This window comes from Exiguobacterium sp. SH3S1, from assembly GCF_004337105.1.
GTDB lineage: Bacteria > Bacillota > Bacilli > Exiguobacteriales > Exiguobacteriaceae > Exiguobacterium > Exiguobacterium aurantiacum_A.
Genome location: NZ_SJUW01000016.1, coordinates 1 through 17,212, shown reverse-complemented (window position 1 = coordinate 17,212; position 17,212 = coordinate 1). Strand labels below are relative to the sequence as shown.

The 17,212-nt window shown below is 53.1% G+C and carries 15 protein-coding genes, 2 tRNA genes and 1 rRNA gene; all 18 read left to right on the top strand.

What is annotated here, in order from left to right; genetic code table 11:
- Window positions 1–42: 42 nt before the first annotated feature.
- Window positions 43–2,445: a YhgE/Pip domain-containing protein gene (locus tag EVJ26_RS13180; RefSeq protein WP_236635582.1), complete on the top strand. Its 2,403-nt coding sequence runs from the start codon at window positions 43–45 to the stop codon at window positions 2,443–2,445.
- Between the two features lie 143 nt (window positions 2,446–2,588).
- Window positions 2,589–2,665: transfer RNA gene (locus tag EVJ26_RS13175), tRNA-Met, on the top strand.
- A gap of 9 nt (window positions 2,666–2,674) precedes the next feature.
- A tRNA-Glu gene (locus EVJ26_RS13170) sits at window positions 2,675–2,746 on the top strand.
- A 69-nt stretch (window positions 2,747–2,815) separates the two neighbouring features.
- Entirely contained in the window at window positions 2,816–4,051 is a 1,236-nt protein-coding gene (gene tilS, locus EVJ26_RS13165; RefSeq protein WP_236635576.1) for a tRNA lysidine(34) synthetase TilS, read from the top strand.
- 35 nt (window positions 4,052–4,086) lie between these two features.
- On the top strand, window positions 4,087–4,632 hold the full coding sequence (gene hpt, locus EVJ26_RS13160; RefSeq protein ID WP_016509617.1) for a hypoxanthine phosphoribosyltransferase: 546 nt from the start codon (window positions 4,087–4,089) through the stop codon (window positions 4,630–4,632).
- Between the two features lie 106 nt (window positions 4,633–4,738).
- Entirely contained in the window at window positions 4,739–6,766 is a 2,028-nt protein-coding gene (gene ftsH / locus EVJ26_RS13155) for an ATP-dependent zinc metalloprotease FtsH (protein WP_131458693.1), read from the top strand.
- Window positions 6,767–6,860: 94 nt separating this feature from the next.
- Window positions 6,861–7,625, top strand: a complete 765-nt coding sequence (locus EVJ26_RS13150; protein WP_131458694.1) for a type III pantothenate kinase — start codon at window positions 6,861–6,863, stop codon at window positions 7,623–7,625.
- Window positions 7,626–7,646: 21 nt separating this feature from the next.
- Complete coding sequence (hslO, locus tag EVJ26_RS13145) at window positions 7,647–8,573, top strand: Hsp33 family molecular chaperone HslO (protein ID WP_131458695.1); 927 nt, start codon at window positions 7,647–7,649, stop codon at window positions 8,571–8,573.
- A gap of 86 nt (window positions 8,574–8,659) precedes the next feature.
- On the top strand, window positions 8,660–9,613 hold the full coding sequence (gene cysK / locus EVJ26_RS13140) for a cysteine synthase A (RefSeq protein ID WP_131458696.1): 954 nt from the start codon (window positions 8,660–8,662) through the stop codon (window positions 9,611–9,613).
- A gap of 93 nt (window positions 9,614–9,706) precedes the next feature.
- Window positions 9,707–11,086: an anthranilate synthase component I family protein gene (locus EVJ26_RS13135; protein WP_304988546.1), complete on the top strand. Its 1,380-nt coding sequence runs from the start codon at window positions 9,707–9,709 to the stop codon at window positions 11,084–11,086.
- A complete protein-coding gene (pabA, locus tag EVJ26_RS13130; protein ID WP_131470666.1) occupies window positions 11,083–11,667 on the top strand; it encodes an aminodeoxychorismate/anthranilate synthase component II in 585 nt (194 codons plus the stop codon). Before EVJ26_RS13135 ends, pabA begins: the two co-directional genes overlap by 4 nt.
- Window positions 11,651–12,484, top strand: a complete 834-nt coding sequence (locus EVJ26_RS13125) for an aminotransferase class IV (RefSeq protein ID WP_131470664.1) — start codon at window positions 11,651–11,653, stop codon at window positions 12,482–12,484. The genes pabA and EVJ26_RS13125 overlap by 17 nt, the downstream gene beginning before the upstream one ends.
- Window positions 12,481–13,266 carry a dihydropteroate synthase gene (gene folP / locus EVJ26_RS13120; protein WP_131458699.1) on the top strand — a complete coding sequence of 262 codons (786 nt, stop codon included), beginning with the start codon at window positions 12,481–12,483 and terminating at the stop codon, window positions 13,264–13,266. The genes EVJ26_RS13125 and folP overlap by 4 nt, the downstream gene beginning before the upstream one ends.
- Window positions 13,259–13,624, top strand: a complete 366-nt coding sequence (folB, locus tag EVJ26_RS13115) for a dihydroneopterin aldolase (RefSeq protein WP_070329365.1) — start codon at window positions 13,259–13,261, stop codon at window positions 13,622–13,624. Before folP ends, folB begins: the two co-directional genes overlap by 8 nt.
- Window positions 13,621–14,124 carry a 2-amino-4-hydroxy-6-hydroxymethyldihydropteridine diphosphokinase gene (gene folK, locus EVJ26_RS13110; RefSeq protein ID WP_131458700.1) on the top strand — a complete coding sequence of 168 codons (504 nt, stop codon included), beginning with the start codon at window positions 13,621–13,623 and terminating at the stop codon, window positions 14,122–14,124. Before folB ends, folK begins: the two co-directional genes overlap by 4 nt.
- A gap of 22 nt (window positions 14,125–14,146) precedes the next feature.
- Window positions 14,147–15,142 carry a tRNA dihydrouridine synthase DusB gene (gene dusB / locus EVJ26_RS13105; RefSeq protein ID WP_131458701.1) on the top strand — a complete coding sequence of 332 codons (996 nt, stop codon included), beginning with the start codon at window positions 14,147–14,149 and terminating at the stop codon, window positions 15,140–15,142.
- 148 nt (window positions 15,143–15,290) lie between these two features.
- A complete protein-coding gene (gene lysS / locus EVJ26_RS13100) occupies window positions 15,291–16,781 on the top strand; it encodes a lysine--tRNA ligase (protein ID WP_070329362.1) in 1,491 nt (496 codons plus the stop codon).
- A 320-nt stretch (window positions 16,782–17,101) separates the two neighbouring features.
- Window positions 17,102–17,212 (top strand): 16S ribosomal RNA (locus EVJ26_RS13095); the annotation flags it as partial.

Below are 17,212 nucleotides of genomic sequence, written 5' to 3'. Positions count from 1 at the left end.
ATGAAAAATAGTTATGTTTTATAAGTAAAGGTGGAGAAACAAATGAACGGATGGAAGTTGTGGAAAGCAGAATGGCAGAGCATCGGTAAAAATCCGCGGGTATGGATTCCGATTCTCGCGGTCGCGCTCGTGCCGCTCATGTATGCGGGCATGTTCTTGTGGGCATTTTGGGATCCTTACGGCCAAATGAAAGATTTGCCCGTCGCGATCGTCAATGAAGATCAAGGGGCCACGTTTGAAGGGGAGGAACTCGCTGTCGGTGACGAACTCGTCGATAAGTTGACGACCTCGGAAGCGTTCCGATTCGTCGAAGTGTCGAAAGCGGAAGCGGACGCCGGGTTACAAGATCACGCCTTTTACATGGCGATCGAAATCCCGGATGACTTTTCGGAGAAAGCGACGAGCGCGCTGTCCGCTGACCCTGAGCAATTAGAACTTCGGTACATCGCGAACGAGTCGTATAACTTCCTCGCCGCTCAAATCGGAGGTTCGGCGATGGAGCAAGTGAAAGGCGGACTGTCGACTGAAGTGACGAAACAGTACGTCAACGCCATGCGGGACGGATTGAAAACCGTGGCTGATGGATTAGATGAAGCCGCAACCGGTGCGACGGAGCTTGCTGACGGATCAACGACTGCTAAAGAAGGAGCCGTTAAGCTAGCGGACGGCTCGCAACTGCTCGCTTCAAAACAGCGGGAACTAGCGGACGGCGCAGCCAAGCTCGATGACGGACTCGGTGCGCTTGAGTCTGGGGCGGCTGATCTCGTCGACGGGAGCCAACGTATCCAAACCGGGAGTTCCACGCTGTCAGACGGTGTCCATCGTGTCGACGCCGGGGCCGCCGTGCTAAAAGACGGTACGACTCAGCTCGTCGACGGAACGAGCGCGTTCTCTTCGAAGTTAGGCGAGTTGCATAGCGGGACGCAACAGCTTGACGCTGGGATTCATGAACTCGCAGCCGGACTCGAGGACGCACAGGCCGGAAGCGGCCAGCTCGTCAACGGCTCGAACACACTCGCAGAAGCGCTTGGTGCGGCTAGTGCCGGAAACGAAGCACTTGTAGCAGGAACGGTAGGTGTCACCGCTGGCATTGACCAAATGAAAGCGGAGCTGTTAGGCCAGCAAGAGCAACTGATCGCCAAGTTGTCTGCGCTCGCCGAATCCGGCACGCCCGCAACGCCAGACGTGTTACAAGCCATCGTCGCCGAGTTGTCTACAGGCATGCAGGCAACGGAAGCGGGATTCACATCGCTTTCAGAGGGCGCGTCTCGTATCACGGAAGGCCAAACGACACTCGGGGACGGGTTGGGACAAGCAGAAGCCGGTGCCACTGAACTCGCGGCCGGATTGGTTGCGTTGAATGACGGACAGACTCAGCTCGTCAACGGGGCCGCGGCGCTGAGCGAGGGGTCAGGTCAAATCGAGCAAGGTATCAAAACCGCGATGGATCGTTCGGGTGAACTTGCATCGGCAAGCATTCAATTGAACGAAGGCGTGACGACGCTTCATGACGGGACGACGGAACTGGCGTCGGGGAGTGATCAATTGGCTGACGCCACGCTCGCCTTATCTGAAGGAAGTACGAAACTCGCCAACGGGGTCAAAACGGCCGGTCAAGGAACGGGTACCCTCGCTGAAGGGGCATCTCGTCTGGCCGAAGGAGGTCAAGCGCTCGGTTCTGGAAGTTTGGACCTGGCGGAAGGTCTGACTGAACTAGAGTCCGGTAACGGAAAACTTCGTGACGCCTTACTCTCGGGTGCGGAAGCGGCTGACGTCGACATCCGCGATGAGAACGTTGAAATGATGGCGGGGCCGATTCAAATCGTGAACGACTCGATTCATCACGTACCGAACTACGGGACAGGATTTGCACCATACTTCATGTCGCTCGGTCTCTTTGTCGGGGCGCTCTTGTTGTCAATCGTCTATCCGCTCTATGATCCGGCTGGCAAACCGAAGCGGAGTTTATCTTGGTTGTTATCGAAATCGGGCGTATTAATCGTCGTCGGTTTTGTTCAGGCGCTCGTCTTAAACGTGGCGATGATGACTTTGCTCGGACTCGAGGTCGAGTCACCGCTTCGCTTCTTCGGTTTCAGCTGGCTCGTCAGTATTACGTTCTTATTGATTGTTCAGTTGCTCGTCACGACGCTCGGGAACCCGGGACGGTTCGTTGCCATCGTCTTATTGATTCTTCAATTGACGACGTCGGCCGGGACGTTCCCGCTTGAATTGATTCCACGTGCCTTGCAGCCGTTCAACGCGTTACTTCCAATGACGTATACGGTGGCCGGCTATAAAGAGATTTTGTCGGCGGACGGGCTCAGTTATTTACAAGGGGCGATTCTATACTTGGCGCTCGTGTCGGTCGGTTGCTTCTTCTTGCTCTGGGGATATTTCCGCATCGCTTGGAAGAAAAAATATCGCCCGGCTCCGTCGGAAGCGTGATGCACAATCAACCGAAAATCGTGTATAGTGTATGAAATGGCACTATACACGATTTTTTGTGAAAAAAGTTTTAAAAAAGAATTGACACGGACGTGGCTACTGGTTATTATAGAAAATGTGCTTAGGACACAACACAATAACATGGCGGTGTAGCTCAGCTGGCTAGAGCGTACGGTTCATACCCGTGAGGTCGTGGGTTCGACTCCCTCCGCCGCTACCATTTTATTTAGGCCCGTTGGTCAAGCGGTTAAGACACCGCCCTTTCACGGCGGTAACACGGGTTCGAATCCCGTACGGGTCACTTACCTAAGCGAAAAGAAGCCATCTCAAGTTGAGATGGCTTCTTTTGTTATACCAAGGAGGAGCGACGATGACGAAAGTGCTGATGGCCGTATCGGGTGGGGTGGATTCAATCGTCTTGTTAGACCGCGTCGTGAGAAGCGGTGCTGACGTCGGGATCGCCCACGTCCATCATGGACTTAGGCCCGAGTCCGATGAAGAGTTCGAGTTCGTGAGACAGTTGGCGAAAGCGTACGGTGTGCCGTTTCACGGGAAGCGTCTTGCGTTTCCGGACGGGGGATCACAAGCCGTCTATCGGGCGGCGCGGTATGCATTTTTTGAAACGGTCATGCGTGAAGACGGGTATACCGAACTGATGACGGCTCATCACGGCGATGACGAGCTCGAAACGGTACTCATCCAGCTTCATCGAAACGTCGTCGAAGTGACTGGGATCCCGGAACGTCGACCGTTCGCCGGAGGGACGATTGTTCGTCCGTTGCTGACGGAAACAAAACGACAGCTCTTGGCGTATGCGTCAGCGAACGGACTCGTCTGGCGAGAAGACGCGACGAATGAGCAGACGGATTACTTGCGCAACAAGATCAGACACCACATCATCCCGCGGCTGCTCGATGTTTGGCCGAACGTGGTTCAAGACGTCGGTCAGGCGGCCCGTCGACAGCGTGAGATTTGGCATAAGCGCTACGACGACGTCGGGAAGTGGATGGTGCGCTACGTCCGTTGTGATATGAAAACGTTTCATGTGAAACTTGAAGACGTGGCCAGTTTGAACGGGCCCGAACGATACGTACTCGGCCGACTCTTATCGGCTAGATATGGTGTCGAGATGGGCGAAGGGATCAGTCGGCTTCTGGACAGTCCAAAAGGGACGGGCCGTTACGACCTTGAAGGCGGCTCTCGATTACAAAAGTATGATGGGGTGATCAGCCTCGTCCCACATACCGATCCAGTGCTGACTGAAGCACCGGGTGACCGAGTGATCTCGAGCCTCCCGGTCCAGGCGTCTTTTGGCGACCGCGGGCTCTCACTTGAAGTCGTCACAGGCAAGGATGGGATCCCGCTCGAGGCGCTCACGTTCCCGTTGACCGTCCGCTCCGTCCGACCAGGGGATGTGATGAAACTCTCGATCGGGACGAAAAAAGTCGCCCGAATCTTGATCGATGCGAAAATTCGTCGTGAAAATCGTCCGTTTGTCCCCTTAGTAGTTGACGCGACAGGGAGGATTGTCGCTATAGTAGGAGTAAGAGTTTCGGATTTTCCGGATAAGTCAGATGCGATTTGCCCACGATTAATGGTAAAATGATGATTGTGTCGGATTAGAAAGAGGAGGATTTCAAGATGTCATTAATGAACGATATGGAAAAGGTGCTTATTTCAAGTGAAGAGATTCAAGTAAAGGTGAAAGAACTCGCAACAACGCTCAGCGAAGAATATAAAGAAGAGTTTCCGCTTCTCGTTTGCGTATTGAAAGGCGCGATGCCGTTCATGTCGGACCTCGTCAAGGAGATGGACATCCATTTAGAGATGGACTTCATGGACGTATCGACGTATCACGGTGGAACGTCATCGACAGGTGAAGTGAAAATCGAGAAAGATTTAAACACGTCTGTAGAAGGACGAGACATCCTGATTGTAGAAGATATCATTGATAGCGGGCTCACGCTCGGCTATCTCGTCGATCTCCTCAAATATCGGAAAGCCAAGTCGGTGAAGATCGTCACGTTGCTCGATAAACCGACGGGTCGCAAGAACGGTCTATCGGCAGACTATAGCGGGTTCGTGATTCCGCACGAGTTTGTCGTCGGCTACGGTCTCGATTACGAAGAGAAATATCGTAACCTTCCTTACGTCGGTGTGCTCAAGCCGAGTGTTTACGGGGGCTAACGTTTTTCTTTTGAAAATGTGACGTGTTAAGATAAAAGAAATACCCCAAAGTATACACATATACTGAATGGGCGAGAACATCGTTTCTCGGAATAGGAGGCAGAGAATGAATCGTGCAGTGAAAAACACCTTAGTGTTCGGTGTGATTTTCCTGGCCTTGATCTTGTTCCTTCAATATTTACAGAACCCGAGTAGCCAGAGCGAAACGCTCTCTTATTCGAAGTTCTTAGAATATGTGGAAGACGATCGGATCGAAACGGCAACCGTACAGGAAATCCCGGGAGCCATCTCAATTACAGGTGACCTTACAGGAGATGAAGACCAGCGTTATGAAACGAATATCCCGGCCAACGAGGCCGAATACGCCGAAGTACTCTCGCAACTTCGTGCGAATACCGACATTCAAATCGAAGAATCAGAGTCGAGTGGTAGCTGGTTTAGCATCGTATTCGCGATCTTACCGTTCATCATCATCTTCATCTTGTTCTTCTTCTTGCTCAACCAAGCCCAAGGCGGCGGTGGTGGCGGTCGTGTGATGAACTTCGGGAAATCGAAGGCGAAACTCTACGACCAAGAAAAACGTCGTGTAACGTTTGATGACGTTGCCGGGGCGGATGAGGAGAAACAAGAACTCATCGAAGTCGTCGAATTCTTGAAAGACCCTCGCAAGTTCTCGCGACTTGGAGCGCGGATTCCGAAAGGCGTCTTGCTCGTCGGTCCTCCGGGAACAGGTAAGACGTTACTCGCTCGTGCAGCTGCAGGAGAAGCCGGTGTACCGTTCTTCTCGATCTCAGGTTCTGACTTCGTCGAAATGTTCGTCGGTGTCGGGGCGTCGCGTGTCCGCGACTTGTTCGAGAATGCGAAAAAGAACGCACCGTGTATCATCTTCATCGATGAGATCGATGCGGTCGGACGCCAGCGTGGTGCCGGTCTTGGTGGTGGCCACGACGAGCGTGAGCAAACGCTCAACCAACTTCTCGTCGAGATGGATGGATTTAGTGACAACGAAGGAATCATCATGATTGCCGCGACGAACCGTCCGGACATTCTTGACCCGGCCCTTCTTCGTCCAGGTCGATTCGACCGTCAAATCACGGTTGACCGCCCGGATGTTAAAGGCCGTGAAGCAGTACTCAAAGTTCACGCCCGTAACAAACCGCTCGATTCGACAGTTGACTTGAAGTCGATCGCGCAGCGGACGCCTGGATTCTCAGGTGCTGACCTTGAAAACTTGTTGAACGAAGCAGCGCTCGTCGCAGCCCGGTCTGACCGTTCAGCGGTCTCGGTCGTGGATGTCGAGGAAGCGATTGACCGTGTCATCGCTGGTCCTTCTAAGAAGAGCCGCGTCATCTCGGAGAAAGAACGCCAAATCGTCGCCTATCATGAGGCGGGTCATACGATTATCGGGATTGAACTTGAGAACGCAGACGAAGTACACAAAGTGACAATCGTCCCACGTGGAAATGCTGGCGGATACGTCGTCATGCTTCCGAAAGAAGATCGTTACTTCATGACGAAACCTGAACTCGAAGATAAAATCGTTGGTCTCCTTGGGGGGCGCGTGGCGGAAGACGTCATCTTCGGTGAAGTATCGACAGGAGCAAGCAATGACTTCCAACGCGCGACTGGTATCGCTCGGAAGATGGTCATGGATTACGGGATGAGCGACAAGCTCGGACCGCTCCAACTTGGATCGAACCATGGAGGACAAGTCTTCTTAGGTCGCGATTTCCAAACGGAACAAAACTACTCGGATGCGATTGCACAAGATATCGACCTCGAGATCCGGGACATCATCAACCGTTGTTACGCGAAAGCAAAACAGATTTTGACGGACCGTAAAGACGATCTCGAGCTCGTCGCGAAGACGTTGCTCGAAGTCGAGACGCTCGATTCGAAACAGATTCGTCACTTGATCAAGACGCGCGAATATCTTCCGCACGAACCGGAAGAGCCGTCTGAACCATCGAAAGATGATGCAAGCGATGAGGCGAAGAAAGATGAGGCGGCCGTCAAGCACGGACAAGTCATCGATCAGCCTGGAGTCGTTCAAGAAGCGAAGCCGGACGTTGTCCCTGAAGGCGATAAGCCGGAAGCGACACCGACGGAACGCCCGAACAACGAATCACGGTAAGTGTAAGAGACGAATGCCCTAAATAAGGCATTCGTCTTTTTTCGTGTTATAATTCGATCGAACTGTAATTGACAACAAAGTGAGGAACCATATCATGATTTTAGTGATCGATGTTGGGAATACAAATATTGTCCTCGGGATGTACGATGGTGAGACGCTCGTCCATCATTGGCGCATCTCGACGGACCGCACGAAAACGACCGACGAGTACGGTATGCTCGTCAAGTCGCTGTTTGACCACTCGAACGTCTCGTTTGACCAAATCGACGGCGTCATTTTGTCTTCGGTTGTTCCACCGGTCATCTTCCCGCTCGAACAGATGTCGCAGCGCTACTTCAACGTCCGGCCGATCGTCGTCGGTCCCGGCGTGAAAACAGGTCTCGACATCCACGTCGATAATCCGCGTGAAGTCGGGGCGGACCGCATCGTCAACGCGGTCGCAGGTATTGCCAAGTACGACGGTCCATTGATCATCGTCGACTTCGGTACGGCGACGACGTATTGCTATATCGATGACAACCGCCGCTACCATGGCGGGATCATCTCCCCGGGGATCATGATCTCGGTTGAGGCGCTCTATCAACGGGCTGCGAAATTACCGCGCATCGAGCTCGCGACCCCGCCGACCGTCGTCGGAAAAAATACGATCCAAGCGATGCAATCGGGCACGTATTACGGGTATGTCGCCCAAGTCGACGGCATCGTCAGTCGCGTCAAGCGTGAAGTCGGGGAAGCGACCGTCATCGCGACTGGTGGGCTGGCCCGTTTGATCAGTGAACATGCTGAAACGATTGACGTCGTCGACTCGTTCTTGACGCTCGATGGACTTCGTCTCATCTATGAGCGCAACCAGAAATAAACTTTAAAGGAGTTACTCAATATGATTCAACCAGAACAACAAGCGTTACTTGACCAAATGAAAGACGACTATCTCGTCCGTGCCCTCGGGTTCGGTGGAGAAGTCCGGGCGTTCGCCGTACGGACGACAAAAACGATTTTCGAAACGCAACTTCGCCATCAGACGACACCAGTCGCCTCAGCCGCGCTCGGGCGGACGATGACGATCGGGACGATGATCGGTTCGATGCAAAAAGGAGCCGCGCGCGTTACCCTAAAAGTCGAAGGCGATGGACCGATCGGGAAAATTATCGTCGATGCGGACACGGCAGGAGACGTCCGCGGATACGTGTCACATCCGCGTGTCGAAGGCGGAACATTCGTCAACGACCACGGATTGACGAAGTTGAAAGTCGGCGATGTCGTCGGCCGCGGCACGATCTCGGTCATCAAAGACCTCGGGCTAAAAGACTTCGTTGGCGGTTCGTCCGAAATTCAAACGGGTGAGATCAGTGAAGACTTCACGTACTACTTCGCGACGTCGGAACAAGTGCCTTCAGTCGTCGGAGCTGGTGTGCTCGTGCTTCCAGAAGATGAATCGATTTTAGCTGCCGGCGGGATTATCGTCCAGTTGATGCCGGACGCTTCAGAGCAAACGATTCAAGCGTTAGAAGACGCATTGAAAACGTTCCCGCCAGTGTCGGTTCTCATCGGAGAAGAGAAGACACCAGAAGAGATGCTACAGATGTTACTCGGAGATAGTTTAGAAGTGCTCGACCACCAAGCGGTACAGTTCAACTGTACGTGCAGCCGGGATCGGATGGAAAGTGCGATCATCGGGCTCGGTACCGAAGAGATCCGTCAAATGATCGAAGAAGACGGTGGCGCCGAGGCGGTTTGCCACTTCTGTGGCGAAAAGTATCACTTCTCGGCTGAACAGCTCGAAGTGATGAAACAGCAAGCTCGCTGAGGCTGTCGTTCCAAATTGCATATTTTCAATCCGATAGGGTATTATTACAATATCGGAATAGTCGGAATTATGAAGGAGGAAATGAAATGCGTATCGTAGATTCAGTGACAGACTTAATTGGAAAGACTCCGGTCGTGAAGTTGAACGGGCTGACTGGACCGGATGACGCGACGGTTTACATGAAGTTGGAATATATGAACCCTGGTTCGAGTGTAAAAGACCGGATCGCCTTAGCGATGATCGAGGCCGCTGAGGAAGAAGGCGTCTTAAAGCCGGGTGACACAATCATCGAGCCGACGAGTGGGAACACGGGCATCGGACTCGCAATGGTCAGTGCCGCTAAAGGCTATAAGGCAATTCTCGTCATGCCGGAAACGATGAGTATGGAACGTCGCAATCTGCTTCGTGGATACGGTGCCGAGCTGATTTTGACGCCTGGTCCTGAGGGGATGGGCGGAGCGATTCGCCGGGCGACAGAAGAAGCTGAGAAAAACGGCTACTTCCTCCCGCAACAATTCAATAATGCGGCCAACCCGAATGTCCATGAAATGACGACCGGCCCTGAGATCGTCGATGCGTTCGACGCGTCAGGTCTTCAAGTCGATGCGTTCATCGCTGGTGTCGGTACAGGCGGAACGATCACAGGAGCGGGTAAAGTATTGAAAGCCCACTATCCGGACGTGCAAATTTTAGCGGTCGAACCGGTCGACTCTCCAGTCTTATCTGGTGGTAAGCCAGGACCTCATAAAATTCAAGGCATCGGGGCCGGGTTTATCCCGTCGATTTTAGACACTGAGATTTACGAAGGTGTCCTTCAAATCACGACAGAGCAGGCGTTCGAGTACGCGCGTCTCGCGGCTCGGACGAACGGTGTGCTCGGTGGCATCTCGTCAGGTGCAGCCATCGCGGCCGCGGTCGATACGGCGAAGCGCCTTGGGAAAGGCAAAAACGTGCTCGCGATCATCCCGTCAAACGGAGAACGCTACCTTAGCACGCCGCTCTATCAGTTCGACGAAGAATCAGATAGCGTTCGCGCATAACAAACGGCAGTTACCAGAAGACATCTTCTTTCGGTAACTGCCTTTTCTTGTGTACAATTAGAGGCATGAATGAGTGGAACGGGGGGATTTGACGTGAGAACGACAGCGTTCAAAACGATGCGAACGACAAAAGAGAGAATGTATGAGACGTATATGACGTTGACGGAAGCGGGCGAGCGCTATGCGTGGCTCGAGAGCGGGAGGGCTGGACGTTACACGATGGCCGGAATCGAGCCGTTCGGTGCGCTTCACGTGAAAGATGGGACTGGAACGCTCGTCATTTCAGATAAGACCGAGACGTTTTATGGCCAACCGCTCGACATCGTCGAGCAAGTGCGGGCCCGTTACGTTGCCGCAAGACCAGAAGGAGCACCGCCATTCTTCGGCGGGATGATCGGTTATGTCAGTTACGATGTCGCCCGGACACTCGAACGCTTGCCGCGTCAAGCCGAAGATGATTTAGGGACGCCCGACGTCTCGTTCTTGTTGTTTGATGAAGTGGCGGTATTCGACGAAGCGACGTCGCTCCTCTATTTGCTGGTCACCGCCGATGAAGAAGTAGAAGCGAAGCTCGAGCGCTGGGCTGCCCTATGGCAGACGGAGACGCATTACACGTTCGGACCGGTCGCGCAAGCGCCACTCGAGCGAGCGCGTTCTCTATCGCAAGGTGAATTCGTCGAAGCTGTGCAGAAAATTCAAGACTACATCGTCGAAGGCGACGTGTTCCAAGTGAATCTGAGCGTCCGCCAATCGGAAGCGCTGCTCGCGGACCCACGCCACGTCTATGACACATTGCGCCAAATGAATCCCTCACCGTATATGGGGTACTTCGTCGATGATTTTTTGACGATGGTGTCGGCCTCGCCAGAACTGTTGATTGAGAAACACGGGACGTCGATCTCGACACGCCCAATCGCCGGGACACGGCCGCGCGGACGGGACGAGGCAGAAGATATGGAACTAGCGCGGACGTTGCTCGACAACGAGAAAGAGCGGGCCGAGCACGTCATGCTCGTTGATTTGGAGCGGAACGACCTCGGGAAAGTGGCGGCTTATGGGACGGTACACGTCGACGAATTGATGGTCATCGAGAAGTACTCACACGTCCAGCACATCGTTTCGAACGTGCGCGGCACGATGCGAGACGGTGTGTCCGGGTCAGAGGCGCTCGGGGCGATGTTCCCGGGCGGAACGATTACCGGTGCCCCGAAAATTCGGACGATGGAAATCATCGAGGAACTTGAACCGGTTCGACGTGGGATTTACACGGGTTCGTTTGGCTGGATCAGTTGGTACGACGACCTCGTCTTTAACATCACGATCCGAACGATGGTCGTCAAAGACGGGATGGCCCACGTCCAGGCTGGAGCAGGGATCGTCATCGACTCTGACCCGGTCGCTGAATATGAAGAATCGTTGTCGAAAGCGAAGGCGCTATGGGCCGCGAAAGAAATGACGGAGGCGACGGTATGATTTTACTCATCGATAACTACGACTCATTCACGTACAACTTGGTTCAATACTTTGGTGAGCTTGGAGAGGACTTGATCGTGCGTCGTAATGACGACGTTACGATCGAAGAGATTAAACAGATGGGTCCGAGTTATCTCGTCATCTCGCCAGGTCCGCGGACGCCGAACGAAGCGGGAATCAGCGTCGACGCGATTCGGACGTTTGCTGGGAAGATCCCGATTTTCGGGGTGTGTCTCGGTCACCAAGCGATCGGTCAGGCGTTCGGCGGGAAAGTCGTCCATGCGGACCGCCTCATGCACGGGAAGACGTCACCGATCGAACATGACGGCAAGACGTTATTTAAAGATATCCCACAGCAGACGATCGTGACGCGTTATCATTCGCTCGCCGTCGAGCGCACTTCATTGCCGTCCTGCTTAGAAGTGACGGCTGAGACGAGCACGGGAGAGATCATGGCGCTACGCCATAAAGAGTTGCCGATCGAGGGCGTCCAATTCCATCCTGAAGCCATCTTGACGGAACATGGGAAAGACATGATTAAAAACTTTATCGAGGCGTATCGTCATGTGGCTTTGGCATAACGGCGAACTGCGCGGCAGTTCAGAAGTGACGGTGCCGGTTCACGACCACGGTTTTTTGTACGGGATGGGGTTGTTCGAGACGTTCCGGACGTTTGACGGGGTCCCGTTCTTGTTCGACCTCCATTGGGACAGGCTTGAGAAAAGCATGGACGCTCTTTGGATCGATCTACCTTATACGAAGCAGGAGATCGTGCAGGCGATTCAAGACGTCGTGCGTCAAAACGAGGCGCCGAACGTATATATCCGACTGAACGTCTCCGCCGGTGTCGCTCCGCTCGGTCTGCACGACGGGCGTTACTCACGGCCGAACGTGACGCTGCTCGTCAAACCGTTACCGGAAACGTTCGAACCGACCGAGAAACGGCTTGAGGCACTCCCGTTTCCGAGAAGTCGACCGGAAGCGGCGTTCCGTTTGAAGTCACATCACTATATGAACAACATCCTTGGAAAACGTGCCTTGGTCGACCGGGAAGCGGAAGGTTTGTTCGCGGACGAGGCGGGACGTGTCGTCGAGGGACTCGTCTCAAACATCTTTTGGGTGGAACAGGATGGGCGGCTATGGACGACGCCGCTCGCGACCGGGGCGCTTGCGGGCGTGACCCGGCACTGGCTGATGGAGACGTTTGACGTGCTCGAACGTGACGTGACGTTTAAAGAACTCGAGCATGCATCCGAAATTTGGCTCACGAACTCGGTGCAACAAATCGCACCGGTCACCGCTTATGCCGGCCGGACGTATCCGGGCAAGCAGGGTGCTCAATTTACAGCGTGTTGGTCCGAGTTACGACGAGCAATTGAAAGCGAGGGAACAGCATGACAAAAATTATGGGCATTTTAAACGTGACGCCAGATTCGTTTTCAGACGGTGGGCGTTATAACGCAGTCGAGCAAGCGCTCGAACACGCTAAACGGCTCGTTCAGGACGGGGCCGATGCGATCGACGTCGGAGGCGAGTCGACAAGGCCGGGCGCACAGTTCGTCACGGCGGATCAAGAGATCGACCGCGTTGTCCCGGTCATTCGCCGCTTGAAAGAGGAGCTTGACGTCCTGATCTCGATCGATACGTACAAACCTATCGTTGCGCGAGCGGCACTTGAAGCGGGCGCTGACATCATCAATGATGTGTGGGGGTCGAAGTGGGACGATCAATCGATGGGAGAAGTGGCCAAAGAGTTTAACGTCCCGATCATTTTGATGCATAATCGAGACAACCGAAACTATGGACACTTCATCGAAGAAGTCGTCGGCGACATACAAGAATCAATCGCGATCGCCCGTGCCGCCGGTGTTTGTGATGACCAGATTTGGTTAGACCCCGGCATCGGCTTCGCCAAAGACTACAACCAAAACTTAGAGCTCATGAATCGGCTCGACGTCATCACGAATCTCGGGTTCCCCGTTCTGCTCGGGACATCGCGAAAATCGTTCATCGGCCAGACACTTGATTTACCGACCGAGGAGCGGGTCGAAGGGACGGTCGCGACGACATGTCTCGGGATTGTGAAGGGGTGCGCCTGGGTACGGGTGCACGATGTGTTAGAGAACAAACGAGCGTCACGGATGATGGATGCGATGTTAGGAGGCGGACAAGTTGGATAAGATGTTTGTGAACGGGATGCGTTTTTACGGTTACCACGGTGTATTTGAAGAAGAGAACCGGCTCGGTCAGCGATTTAATATTGATTTGATGTGTGAGTTAGACCTGGCCCCTGCCGGCCAGTCCGATAATTTGGAAGACGGCGTCAGCTATGCCGGACTCTATCAACTGACAGAAGACATCGTCACAGGCGAGGCGGTCAACTTACTCGAAGCACTCGGTGAACGGATCACGACGGCCGTGCTCGCCCACAGTGACAAGATTCAAAGTGTGACGGTCAAGGTCATCAAACCGGATCCACCGATTCCGGGCCATTACGATTCGGTCGCGATCGAGATGACGCGGAGGCGTAACGGATGATGTATGTGGCGCTTGGTTCGAATATCGGTGAACGGGAGCGTTATTTGTTCGGTGCCCTTCAAGAGATGGAGGCGGCCGGTCTTCATGTGACGAAGCAATCGAATGTATACGAGACGGCACCGGTCGGCTATAAAGATCAACCATCGTTTTATAACATGGTCGTCGAAGTCGAGACATCGCTAGGGGCGGACGATGCGCTCGTTCGTCTCCAACAGGTTGAACGTGGTCTTGGGAGAGAGCGTCTGTTTAAGAACGGGCCGCGTACGATCGACCTTGACATCTTGCTCTATAACGGCGAATATATACAATCGAAGCACTTAACTGTTCCGCATCCGCGAATGCATGAACGTGCTTTTGTCCTTGCCCCGCTCGCGGAGATTGCTCCGACGCTCGAGGTTAATGGGAAGACGGTTCGACAATTATGCGACGCCTTGCCGGAATCGGAGCGGCGCGACGTCGTACGTCTACAGTCGTTAACGTCATTAGTCGGTTCTGTTTAACGCTATTGAAGGAAGTGAAGCAATGTCAGGGTTCAAAATTGGTAACGTTGATATAAAAAATCGGGCGGTCCTCGCCCCGATGGCCGGAGTGACGAACCCGGCATTTCGTTTGATTGCGAAGGAATTCGGTGCCGGACTCGTTTGTGCGGAGATGGTCAGCGACAAAGGGATTTTATTTGAAAACGCGAGAACGCTGCGCATGTTATACGTCGATGAGCGCGAAAAGCCGCTCAGCCTGCAAATTTTTGGCGGTTCGAAAGACACGCTCGTGAAAGCGGCGCAATACGTGGATCAAAACACGAACGCCGATATCATCGACATCAACATGGGATGTCCGGTCCCGAAAGTCACGAAATGTGAAGCGGGTGCCAAGTGGCTCCTCGATCCGGATAAGGTTTATGAGATGGTGAACGCTGTATCGAAGGCGGTGGACAAACCGGTGACCGTCAAGATGCGCACCGGCTGGGACAGTCAGCACATCTACCTCCTAGATAACGTCAGAGCGGCCGAATCCGGTGGCGCGGCGGCGATCGCGATTCACGGACGGACGCGGTCCCAATTGTATGAAGGAACAGCCAACTGGGAGCTTATTGGTGAGGCGAAGAAAATTGCCGGCATCCCGATTATCGGGAACGGTGATATTACGACGCCGCAACAAGCGAAGCATGCCCTCGACCATTACGGTGTCGATGCGGTCATGATCGGGCGGGCTGCCCTCGGAAATCCATGGATGCTCTATCAGACGGTGCAGTACCTCGAGACGGGTGAACTTCCGGTCGAGCCGAAGGCACGCGAGAAAATTGACATTTGCATGCTGCATCTCGATCGTTTGATCGACTTGAAAGGTGAGGTGGCGGCGGTTCGTGAAATGCGTCAACACGTGGCCTGGTACTTGAAAGGTCTCAAAGGGAACGGGCCGGTCCGTAAGCAAGTCTTTGAGTTGGAATCACGGGATGCCGTCGGGAGTGTGCTCTACGATTTCGTCGGACAGATCGAGAACGCGCCACAAGAAGTGTGAACTAGTGTAAAAAAGTGATTTATGGTAAGCTTGTTTGGCGAAAAAGTGATACGCAAAGAGCGAACAGCTTAGGCTGTGCTGTTGGCCGTGAGGTCGACAGCTTTTTGTTAGGAACAAACCCAATATGTATAGAGGAGTGAATGGAGTAGTGAGTCACGAGTTGGAAATGAACGACCAAATGCAGGTTCGATTTGAAAAGATGACTGAGATGCGCGCGCAAGGTCTCGACCCGTTCGGACATCGGTTCGAACGCTCAGCCCATGCTGGTGAATTACATGAGCAATATGAAGCGATTGAGAAAGAGGCGCTCGCTGAGCAAGACGTAGAAGTCACGCTCGCAGGACGGATTATGACGAAACGTGGAAAAGGGAAGGTCTTCTTCGCCCACATCCAAGACGTCACGGGACAGGTTCAAATTTACGTCCGTAAAAATGACGTAGGGGATGAGGCGTTTGATTTGTTCAAATCGTCTGACCTCGGTGATATTGTCGGCGTGAAAGGTAAGCTGTTCAAAACGAATGTCGGCGAGTTATCGATTCACGTCGAGACGTTTGAACTTTTGACGAAAGCGCTCCGTCCGCTTCCAGACAAATATCATGGCTTAAAAGATGTCGAACAACGTTATCGTCAACGTTATCTCGATTTGATCACGAACAATGATTCGCGCCAAACATTCATTTTGCGTAGCCGAATCATTTCAGAGATCCGCAACTTCTTGAACCATCGCGGTTACTTAGAAGTTGAGACACCGATGCTCCATACGATTGCAGGCGGAGCAGCTGCCCGTCCGTTCTTGACGCACCATAACGCCCTCGATATGGAACTTTATATGCGCATCGCGATCGAGCTTCACTTGAAGCGCCTCATCGTCGGTGGCCTTGAGCGTGTTTATGAGATTGGCCGTGTCTTCCGTAACGAAGGTATCTCGACACGACACAACCCAGAGTTCACAATGATCGAGCTCTATGAAGCGTACGCTGATTACAACGACATCATGGATTTGACAGAAGAACTCGTTGCGCACGTTGCTAAAGAAGTACTCGGTACGACAGACGTGAAGTATGGAGAAGATACGATCCATCTTGGTGTCGGTTGGAAGCGGGCCCATATGGTCGACTTGGTTAAAGAAGAGATGGGTGTCGACTTCTGGCAGCAGATGTCTGATGAACAGGCACGTGAACTTGCGAAAGAGCACGGAGTAGAAGTCCAAGACCATATGACGTTCGGTCATATCGTCAACGAGTTCTTCGAACAAAAAATCGAAGAGACGTTGCTTCAACCTACGTTCGTCACGGGACATCCGGTCGAAGTGTCGCCGCTTGCGAAGAAGAACGATCAAGACCCGCGCTTCACAGATCGCTTCGAGCTGTTCATCGTTCGTCGTGAACACGCGAACGCGTTCACAGAGTTGAACGATCCAATCGATCAACGTGAGCGCTTCGAAGCCCAACTACTTGAAAAAGAAGCTGGGAACGATGAGGCCCATGAACTTGATAACGACTTCCTAGAAGCGCTCGAGTACGGGATGCCGCCAACAGGTGGTCTCGGAATCGGGATTGACCGTCTTGTCATGTTGCTCACAGACGCACCATCGATTCGCGACGTATTGCTCTTCCCGACAATGCGTCACCAACAGTAACAAGTTAAGACCTCTCACCATTGCGGTGAGAGGTCTTTGGTTTCTACAGCCAAGCTATAACGTGGCAGGAAACTTTTTCAGAAAAACTTTTACCGAAACTATTGCATTCTATTTGAGGATGGGTTAAAGTAATAAACGTTGCCGCTGATGGCAGCGGAAAAGAATTAAAAAAGTGGTTGACAACTGTGTCGATGACTTGTAATATTGTAAGAGTCGTTAAGAGCGACAGACGAACTTTGAAAACTGAACGATGAGGCAAAAAAGTTTTACAAGTTTTGATTGAAGCGCAAGCTTCGTCATTTTCAAGAGCTATATCAAATTCTTTGGAGAGTTTGATCCTGGCTCAGGACGAACGCTGGCGGCGTGCCTAATACATGCAAGTCGAGCGCAGGAAATCGACGGAACCCTTCGGGGGGAAGTCGACGGAATGA